At 58.2% G+C, this 19,071-nt stretch carries 18 protein-coding genes; 13 read left to right on the forward strand and 5 right to left on the reverse strand.

Going from position 1 to position 19,071, the window contains the following annotated elements:
* Positions 1-70 precede the first annotated feature (70 nt).
* The gene (locus NE852_RS25090; RefSeq protein ID WP_008531978.1) at positions 71-892 is read left to right on the forward strand and encodes a bifunctional allantoicase/(S)-ureidoglycine aminohydrolase; all 822 of its coding nucleotides are present in this window, start codon (positions 71-73) and stop codon (positions 890-892) included.
* A gap of 324 nt (positions 893-1,216) precedes the next feature.
* A complete protein-coding gene (locus NE852_RS25095; RefSeq protein ID WP_008531981.1) occupies positions 1,217-2,239 on the forward strand; it encodes a methyltransferase in 1,023 nt (340 codons plus the stop codon).
* Between the two features lie 126 nt (positions 2,240-2,365).
* On the opposite strand, the gene NE852_RS25100 is transcribed toward NE852_RS25095, so the two are convergent.
* Together NE852_RS25100 and NE852_RS25105 are read right to left on the reverse strand one after the other, a co-directional pair.
* Positions 2,366-3,376 (reverse strand): IS30 family transposase, encoded by a 1,011-nt coding sequence (locus NE852_RS25100; RefSeq protein ID WP_008536882.1) that lies wholly within the window; start codon positions 3,374-3,376, stop codon positions 2,366-2,368.
* A gap of 188 nt (positions 3,377-3,564) precedes the next feature.
* On the reverse strand, positions 3,565-4,707 hold the full coding sequence (locus NE852_RS25105; protein ID WP_258156744.1) for an AraC family transcriptional regulator: 1,143 nt from the start codon (positions 4,705-4,707) through the stop codon (positions 3,565-3,567).
* A 666-nt stretch (positions 4,708-5,373) separates the two neighbouring features.
* Here NE852_RS25105 and NE852_RS25110 point away from each other — a divergent pair.
* From NE852_RS25110 to NE852_RS25120, 3 genes are all read left to right on the forward strand, one after another.
* Positions 5,374-5,574 carry a hypothetical protein gene (locus NE852_RS25110; RefSeq protein ID WP_008536899.1) on the forward strand — a complete coding sequence of 67 codons (201 nt, stop codon included), beginning with the start codon at positions 5,374-5,376 and terminating at the stop codon, positions 5,572-5,574.
* A gap of 422 nt (positions 5,575-5,996) precedes the next feature.
* Positions 5,997-7,229, forward strand: coding sequence for an HlyD family secretion protein (locus tag NE852_RS25115; protein WP_008531271.1), 1,233 nt, complete (start codon positions 5,997-5,999; stop codon positions 7,227-7,229).
* The gene (locus NE852_RS25120) at positions 7,211-9,205 is read left to right on the forward strand and encodes a glycosyltransferase (RefSeq protein ID WP_008531273.1); all 1,995 of its coding nucleotides are present in this window, start codon (positions 7,211-7,213) and stop codon (positions 9,203-9,205) included. The genes NE852_RS25115 and NE852_RS25120 overlap by 19 nt, the downstream gene beginning before the upstream one ends.
* Before the next feature lie 80 nt (positions 9,206-9,285).
* Here NE852_RS25120 and NE852_RS25125 read toward each other — a convergent pair whose 3' ends face one another.
* A complete protein-coding gene (locus NE852_RS25125) occupies positions 9,286-9,504 on the reverse strand; it encodes a hypothetical protein (RefSeq protein WP_008531275.1) in 219 nt (72 codons plus the stop codon).
* Positions 9,505-9,928: 424 nt separating this feature from the next.
* Here NE852_RS25125 and NE852_RS25130 point away from each other — a divergent pair, with 424 nt between their 5' ends.
* Positions 9,929-10,414 carry a DMT family transporter gene (locus NE852_RS25130; RefSeq protein ID WP_258156745.1) on the forward strand — a complete coding sequence of 162 codons (486 nt, stop codon included), beginning with the start codon at positions 9,929-9,931 and terminating at the stop codon, positions 10,412-10,414.
* Entirely contained in the window at positions 10,411-10,851 is a 441-nt protein-coding gene (locus NE852_RS25135) for a DMT family transporter (protein ID WP_008536876.1), read from the forward strand. Before NE852_RS25130 ends, NE852_RS25135 begins: the two co-directional genes overlap by 4 nt.
* A gap of 63 nt (positions 10,852-10,914) precedes the next feature.
* Here the strand turns inward: NE852_RS25135 and yghX are convergent, their stop codons facing one another.
* Positions 10,915-11,802, reverse strand: a complete 888-nt coding sequence (yghX, locus tag NE852_RS25140; RefSeq protein ID WP_258156746.1) for a YghX family hydrolase — start codon at positions 11,800-11,802, stop codon at positions 10,915-10,917.
* A gap of 329 nt (positions 11,803-12,131) precedes the next feature.
* On the opposite strand from yghX, the gene NE852_RS25145 reads away from it, so the two are divergent.
* The 5 genes from NE852_RS25145 to NE852_RS25165 all read left to right on the forward strand — a co-directional run bounded on the left by NE852_RS25145 (position 12,132) and on the right by NE852_RS25165 (position 17,543).
* Positions 12,132-13,289, forward strand: coding sequence for a Gfo/Idh/MocA family protein (locus NE852_RS25145; RefSeq protein WP_008531280.1), 1,158 nt, complete (start codon positions 12,132-12,134; stop codon positions 13,287-13,289).
* A gap of 13 nt (positions 13,290-13,302) precedes the next feature.
* Positions 13,303-14,187 carry a carbohydrate ABC transporter permease gene (locus tag NE852_RS25150; RefSeq protein WP_008531281.1) on the forward strand — a complete coding sequence of 295 codons (885 nt, stop codon included), beginning with the start codon at positions 13,303-13,305 and terminating at the stop codon, positions 14,185-14,187.
* Positions 14,184-15,041, forward strand: a complete 858-nt coding sequence (locus tag NE852_RS25155; protein WP_008531282.1) for a carbohydrate ABC transporter permease — start codon at positions 14,184-14,186, stop codon at positions 15,039-15,041. The genes NE852_RS25150 and NE852_RS25155 overlap by 4 nt, the downstream gene beginning before the upstream one ends.
* A 73-nt stretch (positions 15,042-15,114) precedes the next feature.
* Positions 15,115-16,320, forward strand: a complete 1,206-nt coding sequence (locus tag NE852_RS25160; RefSeq protein WP_258156846.1) for an ABC transporter substrate-binding protein — start codon at positions 15,115-15,117, stop codon at positions 16,318-16,320.
* Between the two features lie 89 nt (positions 16,321-16,409).
* Positions 16,410-17,543, forward strand: a complete 1,134-nt coding sequence (locus NE852_RS25165) for an ABC transporter ATP-binding protein (RefSeq protein ID WP_037173242.1) — start codon at positions 16,410-16,412, stop codon at positions 17,541-17,543.
* A 10-nt stretch (positions 17,544-17,553) separates the two neighbouring features.
* Here the strand turns inward: NE852_RS25165 and NE852_RS25170 are convergent, their stop codons facing one another.
* Positions 17,554-18,063: a nucleoside kinase gene (locus NE852_RS25170; protein ID WP_008531287.1), complete on the reverse strand. Its 510-nt coding sequence runs from the start codon at positions 18,061-18,063 to the stop codon at positions 17,554-17,556.
* 430 nt (positions 18,064-18,493) lie between these two features.
* Here NE852_RS25170 and NE852_RS25175 point away from each other — a divergent pair, with 430 nt between their 5' ends.
* On the forward strand, positions 18,494-18,784 hold the full coding sequence (locus NE852_RS25175) for a hypothetical protein (protein WP_037173240.1): 291 nt from the start codon (positions 18,494-18,496) through the stop codon (positions 18,782-18,784).
* The last annotated feature ends 287 nt before the right edge of the window (positions 18,785-19,071 follow it).

The following is a 19,071-nucleotide window of genomic DNA, read 5'->3' on the forward strand; positions in this document are numbered from 1 at the left end:
CTTGGGAGTTGCCTAACCGTCCGGCGGCGCATAAAGCAGATGCATAGCCACATGCTCGGAAATCTGCACCATGAACAACAGCGACTATTATTCGAAGCTTGGCGGATTGCCGCCGCAGAGTCAGCTGCTTTCAGGCAGGGCCGTTTTCACGACGGCTTACGCGGTCATCCCCCGCGGCGTCATGACCGATATCGTCAGCAGCTTCCTTCCGCATTGGACGGGCACGCGGGCTTGGGTTCTCTCGCGGCCGCTTTCCGGCTTCTCCGAGACCTTCTCGCAATACATCATGGAAGTTCAGCCAGGCGGCGGAAGCGACCGGCCGGAGTCCGACAAGCGGGCAGAAGCGGTGCTCTTCGTCGTCGAAGGCGGTATGACGGTGGTGCTTGATGGCGTCAGCCATGCACTGCGGCCAGGTTCCTTCGCCTATCTTCCGGCTGGTTCGGCCTGGCGCCTGAAAAACAATGGTTCGACCGCTGCGATCTTCCACTGGATCAGAAAGGCGTTCCAGGAAGTCGAGGGGCTGGAGTCGCCGCCAGCGATCTTCACACATGAGGATGACCATCCCATCTCGGCAATGCCCGACACCGAGGGGCGCTGGGGAACGACGCGGTTCATCGATCCTGCTGACCTCCGCTACGACATGCATGTCACGATCGTGACCCTGGAGCCGGGCGCCGTAATCCCCTTCATGGAAACCCATGTCATGGAGCACGGGCTTTATGTGCTGGAGGGCAAGGCCGTCTATCGCCTGAACCAGGATTGGGTGGAGGTCGAGGCCGGCGACTTCATGTGGCTGCGCGCTTTCTGCCCGCAGGCATGCTACGCTGGCGGCCCCGGCCGATTCCGCTATCTGCTCTACAAGGACGTCAACCGGCATATGAAGCTCTGGTAGGAGCGGCGGCGCTGGCGTCGTTGCGATAGAAGTCCCTTCGCCGCTCGGTCTACTTCCTGGAATAGGCATACCGCGTACCGATCGTCGCCAAGGGTGGCGCTGATCGGCTTCAGCCGGCTATCTGCCCTGGCGCGCCTAGTTTACGCTCAATCCTGCGCTCAAAGACATGAGCTGTCATCACGTCATGCAGTTGGTAGGGCAGACAGCTTGGACATTGAAGCGGCCACCCGATAGGGTTAGCGCGGTAAGTATTGTAGAATAGGTGAATACCCGCATAATTTCTGCCGCTCAGACAAGACTGCTCGAAGGCTCTGGGGGGATCTCATGGAAACATTCGCCGAGGACGCCCATGCTGGCGTCGTGTCGCCCGAACTCGTGGTTGATGCGCTTTTTGCATGCCGAAAGACGGCAGCGATCAGGGCGGCCATCGAGCTTGATCTCTTTACTCACATCGGCGAAGGCAAAACAGCAGCGCTGCTGGCGTCGGCAATAGGCGCCTCGGAACGCGGAGTGCGCATCCTGTGCGACTACCTCGTGGTACACGGTTTCCTGACTAAGGGGGGCGAAGAATACCGAATGACGCCCTCGACCAGGATGTTCCTCGATCGCAATTCGCCGGCCTATATGGGTTCTGCCGTCGAATTCATCGCCGCACCCGAAATATTGGATAATTTTCTGCGCGACCCGGCCGCCGTCGTGCGGAACGGCGGGTCGGTCGGACTTGCGAACATGTCGGCAGACAATCCCGTCTGGTTGAAGTTTGCCCGCGGTATGGGCTCCTTTACCGGTCTCAGCGCCAAAATACTGGCTGGGGAAATCTCCAGCTGGCCTAAGCCTCCCAAAAAAGTTTTGGACATAGCGGCAGGTCCTGGCGTTTTCGGGATCGAAATTGCCAAAATCATTCCATCGGCGGAAATCGTCGCCGTCGACTGGGCCGCCGTGCTGGAATTGTCGAGGCAGAATGCGGAAAAGGCCGGAGTGGCTGACCGGTACAGGACGATCGCCGGCAGCGCCTTCGATGTAGAGTGGGGTACGGGCTACGATCTCGTTCTGCTGCCGAATTTCCTGCATCACTTCGACTTGCCGACATGTGCTGAGCTGTTGCGAAAAATCATCGCAAGCCTTTCAGCGGATGGTCGGATCGCCGCAGTCGACTTCGTGCCGAACGAAGATGGTGTGTCGCCGCCTTTTCCCGCGGCGTTCTCCTGGGAGATGCTGGCCGGCACGCCGGCGGGTCAGGCTTATACGCAAAGTGAGCTGACCGAGATGGCAAGACTGGCCGGCCTTGCCGGCGTCATGGTCAAACCGATGCCGCCAACTCCGGCAAGCCTCATTCTTTTTGAATAGCCGGTCGACCGTCGCTGCGTCGGTCATCAAAACCAGGGGAAGGTGACATTCCAACTTTGCAGAAACGGGACACTTTAACTTTGCGTGTGAGTTCATGCTGAACCGCGACTTGCGGGCTTGGTCAAGCTAACCTGCATACCGCATCTGGGCGAGCAGTTTCTTGCGGAAGACCTCTGCGGGCGTTCGATAGCCAAGACATTTGCGTGGCGTATCATTGAGCCGATTGCAGACGTCGATCAGGTCGGCGTCGGTCACGGACAGTGGATCGACCTCTCTCGAAAGCCATTTCCGGACCCGGCCATTGGTGTTCTCGACGGTGCCTTTTTGCCAGGGCGATTGCGGATCACAAAACCAGGTTTGGGCGCCGATGCTGGCTTGCAGATACGGCCAGTCAGTGAACTCCGTCCCCCGGTCGAAGGTGATGGAACGGCGAGCAAGGTGGGGCAGGGCCTGCAGTGCTTGAACAAGGCCGTCCATGACAGGACGGGACTGACGGTCATTGTTGCGCAGGAAGATCGCGAAGCGGCTGACTCGTTCGACCAGCGACGTCACATTGGCCTTGCCGAACTTTTTCCGAAACTGGATCAGGTCGCATTCCCAATGCCCAAACTGCTTGCGCTCGGCAACGACATCGGGGCGCCGCAAGATGTTGAGTTCCGGGCTAAACCGTTGACCATGCTTGCGTCTGGCATGTCGTGGTCGGCGTCGCGCACGATGCTCCGGTAGGTGCCGCCACAGCTTGATGGCGTGCCCGTCGGGCGAATATGCGAACTTGTAGATCGTCTCGTGGCTGACAGAGATCGGATGGCGTTCCAGGCGCATGCGTCCTGCAATCTGCTGTGGCGACCAGCCGTGTACGATCCGGTCGATGACAGATTGTCTGACGTCAGAGAAGCGCGCCAGCTTCCGCAGCTTCGTACGCCGGTCACAAGCGATATCATGCGCTGTGACGCAGTAGTAGCCGTTGAGATCCGGAACATCGTTGTCGATAAACGTGTTGCGTTTGATCTCCCGAAAGATCGTCGAACGATGCCGGCCGAGCTTCTCGGCAATACTCTCAACGCTCAGGCCAGTCATTCGCCACCGGGCGATCTTGCGTCGTTCATCCAGATCAATATGGGAGTAGGTCCGTTTCATTGCATCTTCCTTGCGAGTGATAACCCATTGGTATCATTCGCAAGTCGCACTTCATCCTTGAACCCACCGCGGCTACATCGGCTGTGGCGTAATCGATCTTATGGAACTAGAAAGTCTCCAGCAGACACCGCTGTATAATTCTTTGAAAAATATGCGGCAATATCAATGGCTTTTGGTGCTTTCCCACATCAACGTGCGAGCGTCAGCCAATCGCCGATCGTTGTCCCGGAACGTCGCATGGAACGTGTTGCGGGCATGGCGGGGCGTTCAGTTGCTATTGTCTTTCGGACCTCACGCGGGCTGAGTCCGAATTCGTGGCTGAACGCGCGCGTGAAATTGGCTGCAACGTCGAAGCCGGCGGCCTCGGCAATCTCCGAGATCGGCCGGTTGTCGGTCGGGTTGGTAAGATCCGCATATGCCTGCAGCAATCGATGTTTGCGAATGTAATTGAAGACGCCCCCGCTCGTTTCGAACAATTGGTAGAGTCGCGTCCGCGAGATGCCCAGCGCACGGCACATGACGTCAGGCGTCAGGCTATCTGAATGAAGATTGAGGTGAATATAGCGATGCGCCCGCTCCATAAGCCCCATATTGGTCTGTTCCTGACCGCGATCCAAACTTGTCGACGATGCGGCGCATGCAACGACCATATCGCCGATCGTCCGTATGACCCGCGACACCTCCTCCACCGTCAAATTGCCCAGGTTCGCTTCCAGTCCGTTGATATAGCTGACGAGCAATTCAGCCAGGCTACCGGAGAGGGCGATGTTGTTGGCGCTCTGCAGAAGACTCGCATCACGGGTCAACAGTTCATAGGGTAAGAAGACGAGCACAGCGACGGTATCGGTCATCCGCCCGCGGTAAGGATAACCAAGGGACCTGAAAAATAACTCACCCGGGCCGGTCTCCGTTACATGCCGATTGGCCTCGGTCCAGGCCCGGCCGCTGCGCAGTACGCCGACGTTCCAATGATCGATCGGGCTCGACCGCAGCATGGCCTGGTCGCGAATATAGCTGCATGCCTGCGCGCGCTGCTGAACGATCAGAATATCGCCGAGATGCCAACCGGTCTGCTCCGCAAGGAACCCGTCGCCCTCTGATTTTCCATCCGGCAGATGAACATCCACAAGCGGCGCCATATGTGATCGCCAGGACTGGAACTGTTCTCTCAGTGGCAGGTCATGTGTCGAAAATCGCAAGGGCACCAGCGCCGGTGGAGCGTCCACCCGATGTTCTTTCTGGGGGGACGGTTCGCGCGGCCAGCGCCGCCGCTCCAGGTGGGCCGGCCATCCCTTTCCAGCAGCGGGGTCATCTCCAGACTCCGTAACCATCCAATTCCTCCAGCGCGTAAGCCGATTCGGGCTTTTGAAACTGAAGCATAAAATCCGTTTTCGCGGACTGAAACGTCCGCGCAACCCCATCCGATAGAACCGAATCGACTGAAGCTCTACGTGTATAATCTACTTATCATATTCTCCTGCGAGCAGAAATGGACGGACCGATAATTTTCAGGATGCGGCGATAACGACAATAGCGTCCTGTTCCTGTATTTAAATGAGCAAGGGTTAGTTCCGAAGGACGTTCTGAAAGCCCAAATACTCACTTGCCAGTGCAATGCAGTTTCAAAGCACTCTCAACGTGAAACGACACTAATTCACAACAAAATATGCAAGCAGAGGAGGATAGGTCGTGAACTATCGGGGCAATATTCGTGCGCGCTTTGCGCGAGCATCGGCTTACGACAGGAATTCTTCTCTCATAACCCTCTGGCGCCAGGAAATTCCTATCGCCAATCGTGCGGGCTCCCTCTGCTCACCTACGTGCGAGACGCTCCTGAGGCCGAACATCGGCAAATAAGGACGCGAAGGGGTTGCGCGCAGGCCGAGGCCGTCTGTGTCGATGCGTAACGAGGCCGAGGCTTGCACGCAACCCTTACCATATCCACCCATTGGCGAATTTTGTGACGCTGCCATTTCTATGGCAGAACGGAGGCTAAGATGACTACTGCATGTGATGAGAAACAAATCGAATTGAAGCCGATTTCGAGCTGCAGACGAGAGGTCGAAGTCGCGATGGTGGAAATGCTCGTCGGCTTGCAGAAACGTGGATGGTCGGCTGCGGAATTGGCATTGGAGCTCGCAGATGCCTCCGAAGATCTCGTCATGCTGATCGCGACCAAAAAGCTTCGACCGCATTAGAACAGGATGATTTTAGGCCGACCAAGCCTAAAATCTGAATCCTGTTCTCAATGAAAGAGCGAGAGCATGATGTCATGAGAAAACCGCTCACGCTTTTCGGCATCATGCTCTGGAAAAAGATCGCGTGGAATTATGCTGCCTAGATGAGATGGCGGCGTTACCAGGCGCGGTGCAGCGATTTCCATCACCCCACCACGTCAGTCGGTGCGCCGGAGATGGCTTGACCATACGCCTGCACCATCGATACGGCCACGCCTCCGTCGGCGGCATTTCATCCAGAGCCGAATTGTTTTCTGTCGCAGGTGCGACCATCACTTGTCTATAAATTTCCATGCGCTAAAGTATGCAAGAATTAGTTGCATCCGTTTGCGTCTGCTCGGCAGAGACGGATGGCTGCGGAAGCGATACCTTCGGATGCCGACATGATCTGGAACCATCGCATCACACGCATCGTTGTCGGGTTGCTGTTGCTGGCAGTCGTGACTGTCGTCTCATTGCCGACGATTACCGGCTTTACGAGCCTTGATGGCACGGTCAATGCGCGGTTTGCGGTCGTTAATGCTCCAATCGACGGCACGATTGCGGAAGACCCGCTCAAGGTCGGCAGTCCGGTCAAAGCGGGACAATCCCTCGCAGAAATCAGAAATACGCGCGTCAATCGCGCGATCCTCGCTTCCCTCGAGGCAGATCGCAACACGGCGCTCGACCGCGTCGTGGCACTTAAAAAGGAACGGGAGGAACTCTCCGCGCTTCGCGAGGAATTGTCTGCCAGATTGGAAGTCTACAAGCAGACCACCATTGCCAATCTCGAACGCGAAGTCGAAATCCTGCGGAAAAAAGTCGAAGTGTCGCAAGCTCAGGATCTGGTCGCGCAGGTCGACCTGAACCGCCGGATGGAGCTCGAGTCGAAAGGTATTCTTACACAGAAGCTGGTAGAGGCCGCGCGCGCCGCTGGAGCCGCGACCGACGGTGAGGTCAAAATCAGCAATATGACTGTCGATCAATTGCAACAAAGGCTCGATGCGGTCCGCAAGGGTATCTTTGTCTTCGGCGACGGACAGAATGACGTGCCCTATTCGCGACAGCGCGAGGACGAGGTCCTCGTTCGCATCAACGACTTGAACTCGCGCATAGCGGAAAATGAGACACGAGCCACGGAAGTTCAAAAGCAGCTGGTCAAAGAGGCAGACCGCATCAGCAGTCTTGAATCCGCAACCGCGGTAGCGCCCTTCGACGGCGTTGTCTGGACGAGGAGTATCGTCAGCGGTTCCAACGTTGTGCTGAACGACGAGCTGATGCGCCTCCTCGACTGTCGAGAGTTGTTTGTGGATATCCTTGTTCCCGAGGTCAATTATGACGAGATCTATCCGGGACTTGTCGCGCAGGTGCGCTTGTTCGGCCGCAGCGATGTCTTCAAGGGCACGGTCGTTTCTGTCAGAGGCAGTTCGGCTTTGGTCGAGACCGATTCCTTTGCCGCCAGTCTGCCGCCGTCGACCCAGCGCAATGCCCGCATTCGGGTTCGCCTTGATCCATCCTTCATGAACGACGACTTCGCGAACTCCTGCCAAGTGGGGCGCACAGTGCAGGTACGGTTTTCCAAGCACGGCATCGACGTGTCCAACTGGGTCAAAAGCCTGTGGTTCAGTATCTTGTAGCGCTGGTTCCGACCCTTTTCGTTTTGGCCTTCTTTTTCCTGGGGCCGTTCAATTGGTCGCGCCAACACACCTGGACACGGGCGGTAACCTGCGCGTTTGTGGCAGTAGTCGCATTGCGATATATGTTCTGGCGCTTGACGGAGACGGTGCTTCCCTATCCCAACGACGGCGCGAGTTTCTACTGGGTCTGGATCCTCTTCATCGTCGAGATACTGGCGTGCGTCGAAGTCATCCTTTTTCTGGTATTGATGAGCCGCTACGTCGACAGGAGCGCAGAAGCGGACAGGCTGGCTCGGGTTTTCTTTGCGCGAGAGCAGCATGAGCTGCCGACTGTCGATGTTTTCATTCCAACCTATAACGAGCCGCTCGATGTGCTCGAGCGAACCATCATCGGCGCCCGCTCGCTGGATTATCCCCCCCACAAACTGAATGTGTATGTGCTTGACGATCAGCGCCGGGATTGGCTGAGGGCCTATTGCGAAGAGAAGAACGTCATCCACGTCACGCGCGCCGACAACAAGCACGCCAAGGCGGGCAATATGAACAATGGGCTGAAGGTCAGCTCGGGCGAGTTTATTGCGGTCTTCGACGCCGATTTTGTTCCCTATCGACATTTCCTTCGCCGGACGTTGCCCTTCTTTTCCGACGACAGCATCGGCATCGTCCAGACACCTCAACATTTCTTCAATGTCGATCCGGTGCAATCAAATCTGGGCCTGGAGAATATCTGGCCGGACGAGCAGCGCTTGTTCTTCGACGAGATCGCGCCCAGTCGAGACGCCTGGGACGTCAGTTTCTGCTGCGGATCATGCTCGATTGCCCGCCGCAAGTCCATCGACGCAATAGGCGGTTTTCCCACGGAGTCGATTACAGAAGACCTGCTGACAACTCTTTCGATGCTCAACAAAGGCTACAAGACCCGCTACCTGAACGAGCGGCTATCGATGGGACTGGCCGCCGAAAACCTGACCGGTTATTTTGTGCAGCGCGAACGGTGGTGCCAGGGAGGTATTCAAACCCTTTACCTGTATAATGGCCCGCTGCGCGGCCCCGGATTGACGCTCTTTCAACGGATCATGTTCCTGCCAGCGTCCTGGCTGGTGCAGTATCTGGTCCGCTTCATGATATTGCTCGTCCCCATCGTCTATCTCTGGTTCGGCCTACTGCCGCTCTATTTCACTGATGTAGCCGATTACGTGTCTCATCAGGTGCCGCTGCTGGCGGCGTATTTCCTGCTTATGCTATGGATCACGCCGACGCGCTATCTGCCTGTAGTTTCCAGCGCCGTCGGGACCTTTGCGACATTCCGCATGTTGCCGACAGTGGTCTCCAGCCTCGTGAGACCGTTTGGCAAGCCGTTCAAGGTGACGCCAAAGGGCAGTGGAAACGAGTTAAACCAGTTCGACCGCTACAGCCTCGCCTGGATCGCAAGCATGATCATGATCACGGTCCTTGGTCTGCTGGTGAACCTCGTCCCGGAAACCTCGCATGTACAAGGCCTGTTTTCGCCGGTTGCGGCCTGGTGGTCAGGTATCAATATCGTCGTCCTGCTCATCGCATCACTCATCTGCTTTGAGAAACCGCGGCGCCTGTTTCATGCGTTCAAGCTCGATGAGCCCGCTGTTGTAAACGATGTCCCCGGCCAAGTCGTCAGTTTGGCATTGGATAAGGCGGTCGTCGCTGTCCCCAACATGGCACGATTTCAATCCAAATCGGTCATGCTGAAACTCGCCGGCTTCGCCCCCTTCGAAGCGGAGCTCGGACAGGTCACTCAACGACGAAGGAGTATTAGTCGCGGCGGCGACAACGAAGACTATTACCTGCACCTGTATTTCGAGCTCAGCGGCTCTGCTCGCGACAGCATGATTGTAAAACTCTACACCGGTCAATATTCGCGGGACATTCGCGACATCGACAAGGTTGCCGTCTCTCTCAATCTGTTGTTGCGGTCTTTCGGGCGAACACGCACGTTGTAGCACTGCACCACGATCTTAAGGTTCCTGCCACCCGATCTCTCGGATTTGCCGAAGCGTCGATTTGTTCTCGAAAGAATCGGCTAGACCGTTGGTCCGAGGATGGAAAGTGCGTCCTGCAGTCTGAGCGCCGCCAGCGCTTCCATTGCCTCGTCCGGAGACCATCCTGCTTCCAGCGCTGCGGAGAGAACGAGCGACTCCGTTTGAAGCTCAAGCTTTTCGTAAAGCGGCTCGATGGCTTCGCGGGCGGTGACGACATGCTGATCGGGCGGCGTGATGGGTGTCGCAGCAACCGTGGGCATAGTGCTCCTCCTTTTGAACGCTAAGGTTCGAAACCCAAGTGCAGGCATCATGGTTCCGTTCACATCGCATTTTTTGCCTTATCACGGCTGACGCAAACTGTTCCGAAACTCTGGACGGTCGAAACTTCGCCGGCGTCTTTGGGGTCGAGCGAAAAATCTTCGCTCAATGCAAACGAAAAGAGAGGCTACCGCACAATTGCCAAAAGCGGAAGCGACTTGCGACAATCACTGTTGCGCATGGATCGCAGATGTTGAAGAAGCATGCCGTCACAACTGTCGCGACACATCGGTTGCGGCGTCCCGCATGACGCCGAGCGCCGACAACAGGCAGATGGGCGACCGTCATTATCTTGCTGAAAATGCCGATGATTGGCCTTAGTGGCAATAATATCCGTCGCAAAGCGATTCTTTAACGGGATCTCCAATGACCATCGAAAGAGCACGAAATCCGCATCCGATCTACTTTGCCGGAGCTTTTGCCACGGGTGGGCTCCTGACGTTCATGGTGCACCTCAACGGGGAGCTGGCGCGTTATGGAAATCCCCTCTTCTCGTCATGGACCGCCCACGGCACAGGCATCATCGCAGCCATCATTCTTCTCCTGCTGATCCGCCGGCGCGGCACGCCAAAGCTGGGGAAGGCCTCCAGCGCGCCCTTGTGGGCCTATTTCGGCGGAATATCCGGCGCGGCAACGGTCATTCTGACCTCGACTGCGGTCAATTCACCACTCGGGCTCTCCGGCACTTTGGCCTTGGGGTTGGGTGGCCAGGTCGCTTTCAGCGTTGCGGCCGACAGTTGGGGACTGTTCGGCCTGCAGAAGCGGCGTCCCGACACACGAGATGTCGTGGCGCTGGGCTTGGTCATCATGGGGGCCGCGCTCATCATCCTGTTCGGGCGAGGTGCGGCATGACGGTCTTCGTTCTCCTCGCTTGCCTGGGCGGCATGCTCGTCGGTCTCAGCCGTCAGCTCAATGGACGGTTGAGCATCTCCACGACGCCGCTGATCGCATCTTTCTGGAACCACGCCGTCGGTTTTGTCGTCCTTACCTGCCTCGGTCTTTTCGTCGGAGGCCTGCTTCCTGCCGGCGCAGCCGAGGCGCCCTGGTATATCTATTTGGGTGGTCCCATCGGCGTTATCTTCGTGGCAGCCGGCAGCTGGGCGATTGCGCGAATAGGCGCGGTCAATTCGGCTCTGCTGATCATCGGCGGGCAGATGGTAACGGGGGTGGCGTTCGACTATGCGCGCGCCGTCCCAGCATCGTTCTCGGCGAACGCGGCCGGCATTGTTCTGATCGTCGGCGGCATGATCGTCAGTCGGGGAAGACGCAAAGTCGACGGTTCGCAATAGCTGCGCCACGCTACCGGGCGGCGGGAGCGCCTTCCCATCGTGTGATCTTCAGCCACGGTCGTCTCAGGCGAGGTATTTCTTAAACCAGTCCACCGTTCGCTGCCAGGCGAGCTTGGCGGCCGCTTCGTCATAGCGCGGCGTGGAATCGTTGTGGAAGCCGTGATTGACGTCGGGGTAGATATAGGCCTCGTAGGTTTTCCCGGACGCTTTCAGCGCGGCCTCATAGGCAGGCCAGCCTTCGTTGATCCCCTTGTCCAACCCGGCATAATGGAGGAGAAGCGGTGCTTTGATCTTGGGCACATCCTCGGTGCGCGGCTGCCTGCCGTAGAAAGGCACGGCGGCGGCAAGCTCGGGATAGGCGACCGCAGCGGCATTGGCGACGCCGCCGCCGTAGCAGAAGCCGGTGATGCCGACCTTGCCGGTGGTGAGGTCGCTGTACATCAGGAACTCGACCGCAGCGAAGAAGTCGTTCATCAGCTTTTCCGGGTCGACCTTCTGCTGGAGTTCCCGCCCCTTTTCGTCATTGCCGGGATAGCCTCCGACCGAGGTGAGCCCGTCGGGCGCAAGCGCAATGAAGCCCGCCTTTGCCACGCGCCGCGCCACATCCTCGATATAGGGGTTCAGGCCTCTGTTCTCGTGCACGACCACCACGGCGGCGACCTTGCCGGCAGCTTTCGCGGGGCGGACGAGATAGCCGCGCACATCTCCATTTCCTTTCGGCGAGGGATAGGTGATGTACTCGGCTGATATATCGGGATCGGTGAATTCCACCTGGGTCGCGAGCGCATAGTCGGGGCTGAGAGACGCAAGAATGGCGGCTGCCGTCACCCCGCCGACCGCAAATTTGCCGGCCCGGTCGAGAAATTCGCGCTTGGTGATTTTTCCGTGCGCGTAATAGTCGTAGAGTTCGAGAAGTTCTTGAGGGAAATCCTTGGCTGTCATACGGGTCATGATGGCTCCTCCCTTGCCTCGGGTTCTCACGCCATCCTACACACGTAAGCTCGCGACTCTTGTCAACATTTCGCGAGTTCTGCGTGAGCCTGCCGGCGCAATCATAGCTTGCGGCGAAGACGCCGGCATCCGCCGATCCCTGGCGTCGACGCCCGCCCTTTTCGATTTGCCGACGCAATTTGCCGTTCGAGACGCGGAATCGGCAGCCGCCTACCGATCTATGAAAATTAATTTCATACTCATGCTTTGAGGCCCGTTTTCTATTGACGCCCTTCGTTTTTTGTCCCAACTTAAAGAAAATAAATTACCTAAATGGGAACCTGATCGGCATGAAAGTGGGAATCATAGGGCTAGGATTCCGGCTCGGTTATCTCGGCTACGTCTTCAAGGCGATCGACAGCAGCTTCGACATCGTAGGCTATGTGGACCCGGATCCCGCCGGGCTTCCCGGATTGACGGAAAAGGGAATTTCGGTCGGCAAGGCCTATGGTTCGCCGGAAGAGCTTCTTGCCTCCGAGAAGCTCGATCTCCTGATGATCGGCTCTCCCAATCATATGCATCTCGACCATATCAGATTGGGCCTTCAGGCCGGTCTCAAGGTCTTCTGCGAAAAGCCGATTGTCACGACAATCGCCGAGAGCATCGAGCTTGCCCATCTGATGGCGAAATTCGGCCATGAGCGGCTGATGGTCGGTCTCGTGCTGCGCTATTCTCCTCTTTACCGGGATCTGCGTGCCATCCAGGCCGAGGGCAAGCTCGGTCAGATCGTGTCGATCGAAGCTTCCGAACATATCGAGCCCTATCACGGCGCTTTCTTCATGCGCGACTGGCGTCGTTACGAGCGCTATTCCGGCAGCTTCATGCTGGAGAAATGCTGCCACGACCTCGACCTTTATAATGGCGTCGTTGGCGCGCGGCCGGAGCGCGTCGCCAGTTTCGGCGGCCGCAAGAGCTTCATCCCGGCGAACGACCCGGCGCGCGAAGGCATCAACGATCTCGAGCTTTTCCATCGCAAGCCAAGCGGATGGATGGGCTCTGACAAGGTCTTCGACAGCGATGCCGACATCATCGATTATCAGGTGGCGATCGTCGAATATGCCAATGGTGTGGGCATGAACTTCCATACCAATCTCAATGTGCCCGACCAGTTCCGCCGTTTCGCCATCATGGGTTCGCGCGGTATGGCCGAAGGCGATTTCGTTCGCGGCTACCTCAACGTGCACGAACAGCTGACCGGCAACAAAGTGGTCGAGAACACTTACGCCGCCACCGAGCTCTCCCAGCATTACGGCGCCGATGAACAGATGGCGGGTGATCTGCTCGAAAGCGTGCGCACCGGGCTCGAACTTCCCGTCTCCACGCTGAACGCGCTCGAAGCCGGCATTCTGGCGCTCGCGATGGACGAAGCAAGGATGAGGAAAACGGTCGTCGACCTGCGCCCCATCTGGGACCGCTTCGACGAGGCCCTTCACGCAAGAGCGGCTTGAGGAAGGCGGCAAGATGAGTGTCCAAAGAAGCGCCTTCATCTTCGCCTGGATCCTTCTTCTTCCGGCAGTCCTCTATGTCCTTGCGATCGTCGCCTATCCCCTCGTCGATACGTTCATTCTCTCCTTCACCGATGCGTCGCTGAAAAAGACGACGGAATGGGTCGGCTGGGTCAATTACGAGAAGATCTTCAACGCCACGTTTGCGGAGGTCATCTTCCGCACCTTCATCTGGACGTTCTTCTCGGTCGCGCTGAAAATGGTGATCGGCACCTTCGGCGCGACGATGCTGAATGCCGCCGTGCCCGGCCGCTCGTTGTTCCGGCTCCTGACCATGCCGCCATGGATCGTGCCGATGGCGATCGGCATCTTCATGTGGGGCTGGATGTATAACGGCCAGTTCGGGATGATATCGGGCGTTTTGCAGCGCCTTGGCCTGGTCGACGGTCCGGTCGCCTTCCTCGCCTATGGCAGCACCGCCTTCTGGGCGACGATCGTCACCGACGTCTGGATCGGCGTACCGCTGGTGACGATCTATTTCCTGGCGGCGATCCAGTCCATTCCGAAGGATCTCTACGAGGCCGCCTGGACCGACGGCGCCGGCCGCTGGTACCGCTTCCGCCGCATCACCCTGCCGCTGATGGTGCCTGCGATCATCACCATGTCCATGCTGTCGCTGATCGCCACCTTCAACTCCTTCGACATCATCTGGATTCTCACGCAGGGCGGCCCGAGCGGCGAGACCACGACAATGATCATCGATACCTACCACACCGCCATCGGCTCGAAGAAATACGGTGAAGGGGCCGCGCGCGCTGTGCTGATCTGCATCTTCCTGTCGCTCTTCTGCTTTGCCTATTTCCGCGTCACCCGCCGCCTCAACCCGGAGAAGCGCGCATGAGCAGTGCTGCCATGATCGACCGTTACCGCTGGTGGGAAATCATCCTGATCTATTGCGGCATCGCCCTGTTCCTGTTCTTCGTGCTGGCGCCTTTCTTCGAAGGTTTCATGGTTTCGCTGAAGCCCCTCAGCCAGCTCTTCTCCTCGCCCTATCGCTTCTGGCCGGAGAACGGCTCGTTCGAGGCCTACCGGACGATGTGGATCAGCGTGCCGGGTTTCGGGCGCTATATCTTCAACTCGTTCTTCATCTCGATCATCGTTACGGTGATCGTGCTCTGCCTCGTTATTCCCGCGGCCTATGCCTTCGCCAAGTTCGAATTCAAGGGCATGGGGATTCTGCTCGGCGCCTTCCTGACGGTGAACATGTTCTCCGGCGCCGTGCTTCTAATTCCGCTCTTCCGCTTGATGCGCAGCATGGGCGTGCTCAACACCTATCTCGCGATGATCGTGCCGGGTGTCGCCTTCCTGATCCCTTCGGCGATCTGGCTGCTGCGCACCTATATGATCCGCATTCCGCAAGAGCTCAACGAAGCGGCCTATATGGATGGCGCCAGCCATTTCTACACGCTTCGCCGTGTCATCCTGCCTATTGCGATGCCGGGGATCATCGTCGTCGCCATCACCACCTTCATCGGCGCTTACGCCCAGCAATTCATCTTCGCGCTGACCTTCAACTCGAAGACCGAATACATGCCTTTGCCGGTGGGTCTCTTTGCTTACTTCGGCAAGCAGGAGGTCATCTGGAACGAACTCATGGCGGCTTCCTTCGTCGGTATTGCGCCGGCGATGGTCGTCATCTTCTTCCTTCAGCGCTACCTCGTCGGCGGGCTGACCGCCGGTGCGGTGAAACAATAAGACCAAAAGACGAGTGAACAGCTAACACAAGAACGGGAGTCACGACGTGAGTATAACAATCAAGACAGGCCTTATGGCGCTCGCCTTGCTCGGTTCGACCGCACTGACCGCGGTCACTGCCCATGCGGCCGACAAGGAAATCAGCTGGATCTATTGCGGCGACACGATCGACCCGGTCCACACCAAATACATCAAGCAGTGGGAAGAAAAGAACGCTGGCTGGAAGATCGCCCCTGAGGTCGTCGGCTGGGCGCAGTGCCAGGACAAGGCAACGACGCTCGCAGCCGCCGGCACCCCGGTCGCCATGGCCTATGTCGGCTCGCGCACGCTGAAGGAATTCGCGCAGAACGATCTTATCGTCAAGGTGCCGATGACCGATGACGAGAAGAAGGGCTACTATCCCCACATCGTCGACACGGTGACCTTCGAGGGCACGCAGTGGGGCGTTCCGATCGCCTTTTCCACCAAGGCGCTCTACTGGAACAAGGACCTCTTCAAGCAGGCCGGCCTCGATCCTGAGAAGCCGCCGAAGACCTGGGCCGAAGAAATCGAGATGGCCAAGACCATCAAGGAAAAGACCGGCATCCCGGGCTTTGGTCTCTCCGCCAAGACCTTCGACAACACGATGCACCAGTTCATGCATTGGGTTTACACCAATAATGGCAGCGTGATCGATGCCGATGGCAAGGTTACGCTCGACAGCCCTCAGATCCTCGCCGCGCTGAAGGCGTATAAGGACATTTCGGCCTATGCCGAGGAAGGCCCGACGGCCTACGAGCAGAACGAAGTCCGCGCCATCTTCCTCGACGGCAAGGTCGCCATGATCCAGGCAGGATCGGGTGCGGCCGACCGCCTGAAGAAGACGCAGATCAGCTGGGGCATCACGACGCTGCCGCTTGGCCCCGACGCCAAAGGCCCGGGAACGCTTCTGATCACCGACAGCCTTGCGATCTTCAAGGGTTCTGGTGTCGAGGACAAGGCGACTGAGTTCGCCAAGTTCATCACCTCGCCCGAGGTCCAGTCGGAATACGAATTGCAGGGCGGCGCCGGCCTCACCCCGCTGCGTCCTTCGGCAAAGGTCGACGAATTCGTCGCCAAGGACCCTTACTGGAAGCCGCTCATCGAGGGCATCAGCTACGGTGGCCCCGAGCCGCTCTTCACCGACTATAAGGGTTTCCAGAACTCGGTGATCGAGATGATCCAGTCGGTGGTAACGGGCAAGGCCGAGCCGGAAGCCGCGCTCAAAAAGGCAGCCGGCGAAATCGAGGCGTTCAAGTAAGCCCTTTTTGGGCTCTTGGGATCGCGGCATAAGCCGCGATCCCTCCCCTGATCGAACATGCGACGAAGGCCGCCGGCGGAGAGAGATTTTTGGGACAGCTTCTTCTCAACAAAGTTCAGAAGTTCTACGGCGACTATGAAGTCCTGAAGGGCGTGCAGCTCGAAGTGAGGAATGGCGAGTTCGTCGTTTTCGTCGGCCCGTCCGGCTGCGGCAAGTCCACGCTCTTGCGCATGATCGCCGGTCTTGACGCGACGACGGCCGGCGATATCGTCATCAATGGCGTCAGGGTCAATGACCTGCCGCCGGTCAAGCGCGGCATCGCCATGGTGTTCCAGTCCTACGCGCTCTACCCGCACATGACTGTTTTCGAGAACATCGCCTTCCCGCTCCGTGTCGAGAAGATGGAAGAGGCAAAGCTCAAGGCCAAAGTCGAAAATGCCGCGCGCATCCTGCATCTCGAGCAGCGGCTGCAGCAGAAACCTGGCATGCTTTCGGGCGGCCAGCGCCAGCGTGTCGCGATCGGCCGCGCCATCGTGCGCGAACCCAAGATATTCCTGTTCGACGAGCCGCTCTCCAACCTCGATGCGGCCCTGCGCGCCGATATGCGCATCGAGCTCGCCAAGCTGCACAGGCAGTTGAAGGCGACGATGATCTATGTGACGCACGACCAGGTCGAGGCCATGACGATGGCCGACCGGATCGTCGTGCTTGACGCCGGCAACATCTCCCAGACGGGCGCGCCGCTCGAGCTTTATCACAAGCCCGCGAACCAGTTCGTCGCGGGCTTCATCGGCAATCCGAAAATGAATTTCCTGCCGGTAACCTGCAAGGGCGTCGGCGCCAACGGCGTCGAGGTGGATTATCAGGGCCAGACCGCCGTTCTGCCGGTGACACCGCGCGAGGGCATGATCGGCAAATCTTTGACGCTCGGCATCCGGCCGGAGCATATCCAGCTCGGCGGTGGCGATATCGTCTTTACCGTGACGCCGACGGTCATCGAGCGCCTTGGAGCCAATACTGTCGCCTACGCATCGCTCAACGGTGAGGGTGAGAATTTCTGCGCCATGCTTCCCGGCAGCGTCGGCATCCGTCCGGATGCGCCTGTTTCGACCGGCATCAATGCCGCCGATTGCCATCTCTTCGACGAAGCCGGCATTGCCTTCGAGCGGCGCGTGGAACTGACGGAAATCGATATGAACGTGATCAACCCGACGGCGGCTTGACGAGACTGGTTCAGGTGAGTTTAGCGAGGATGTCGTCGACGACACTTGGGACGGTATTCGCCGTGTCGATAGTACTGCCGGCAGGAAGATATTCCCGGGTACGATGGTAGCGGAGTACCAGGGCCCGCTCAGCCGGCTCGAAGCCCGGCTCATTCGGCCGCCCATCCAATCGTCGGTTCAACGTCTCAACGTCGATGTCGAGCACGAAAACCTTATCGAACAGGTGCAGGAATTTGTGGAAATTGCGCGAACCGCCACAAAAGAACGTAGCAGGATGGGTGGTGTCGGCAGCTATAGCTCGGACCTTGTCGACAGGCCAGATCCAGTGAGCGTATCCCCAAGCGATGCGGTCTGCCCCTTCGGGTGGTCCCGCGAGCGCCTGGCCTGTCTCGGGGTCGCCGACATAGGCCAAAACGCGGTCACCATGGACGACATGGTAGCCCCGCCGCTCCAGTTCGGTAGCGACAGACGTCTTTCCAGTACCCGAGCCGCCTTCGATTAGATAGTTCTTGATGCCCATGGGCTCCTTTTATCACGGCCTTCAATCCGGTGAGAAGACACTCTACCTGGATGTGCTCAGCCAACGAACTCACCTAATCAAGGTTAGCATTCGGTACATTTGGATTAAGGTGAATGTCTGGCGGGAACGCGCCCGCATGTCGGCCATGGAAACTAGCTCTGCCAATTCCTGAAAGCAGACGTTGCAGGCACGACGTTCTGGGGGCCGCGGTTGCGCTAGAAGGGGAGCGTTGGCGGCCTTCCCTGGTCGGATGTATTTCATGGTCGACAAGCTGGCTCGTCCCCACTTTCGCGCATTCCGCATTCCCGTGGAAACCCACCAACGTCACTTTACCCACAGCTGCTCGATGACTCGCGTAGATTAGGGGTCGCTAAAACACTTACGATGGCCTATAGAAAGGAACCACTCAAACGTCACAATGGAGGAAGAGATGCCTTACGGGATAGTTCACCATTTTGCAGGTGGGACGAAGTCACAATACGAGGCTTCGATCGCTGCCGTGCACCCGGCGGGCGGCGCTCTGCCGAAGGGGCAAACCTTCCATGCCGCGGGACCATCCGCGGGGGGCTGGACGATCGTTGCTATTCACGACTCCAAGGCGAGCTGGGAGGCGTTTCGCGATGGAATCTTGAAGCCGGCGATGAGCAAGGGGATCAAGGGCGGCTTCACCTCGCCACCCCAGGAGACGGCGTTCGAAGTCGATAGCGTTCACAAGAGCTAACCAGGTCTTTCGCTATCCCAAACTCAGATGCCAACCTCGACGCAATCGCGAATTGGGCGACCTCTACGATTGCGATCGCCGACGCGGCTCAATGGTCAGTCGGCGCTCGCGTCGCGGTCATGCATGGGCCGCTGACCTTCGAACAGCCGAGTGTTGCGTTGCTGACATCGCGCAGGCCTACACTCACTCTCAACAATGTCCGCCTTTCGTCAGAGGCACCACGCGCCGAGAGTCCGCTCTGGGTCAGATGAGACTAAAAGTGTGTCGACCCGACCATCCGCTTCTGC

This window comes from Rhizobium sp. Pop5, assembly GCF_024721175.1.
Lineage (GTDB): Bacteria > Pseudomonadota > Alphaproteobacteria > Rhizobiales > Rhizobiaceae > Rhizobium.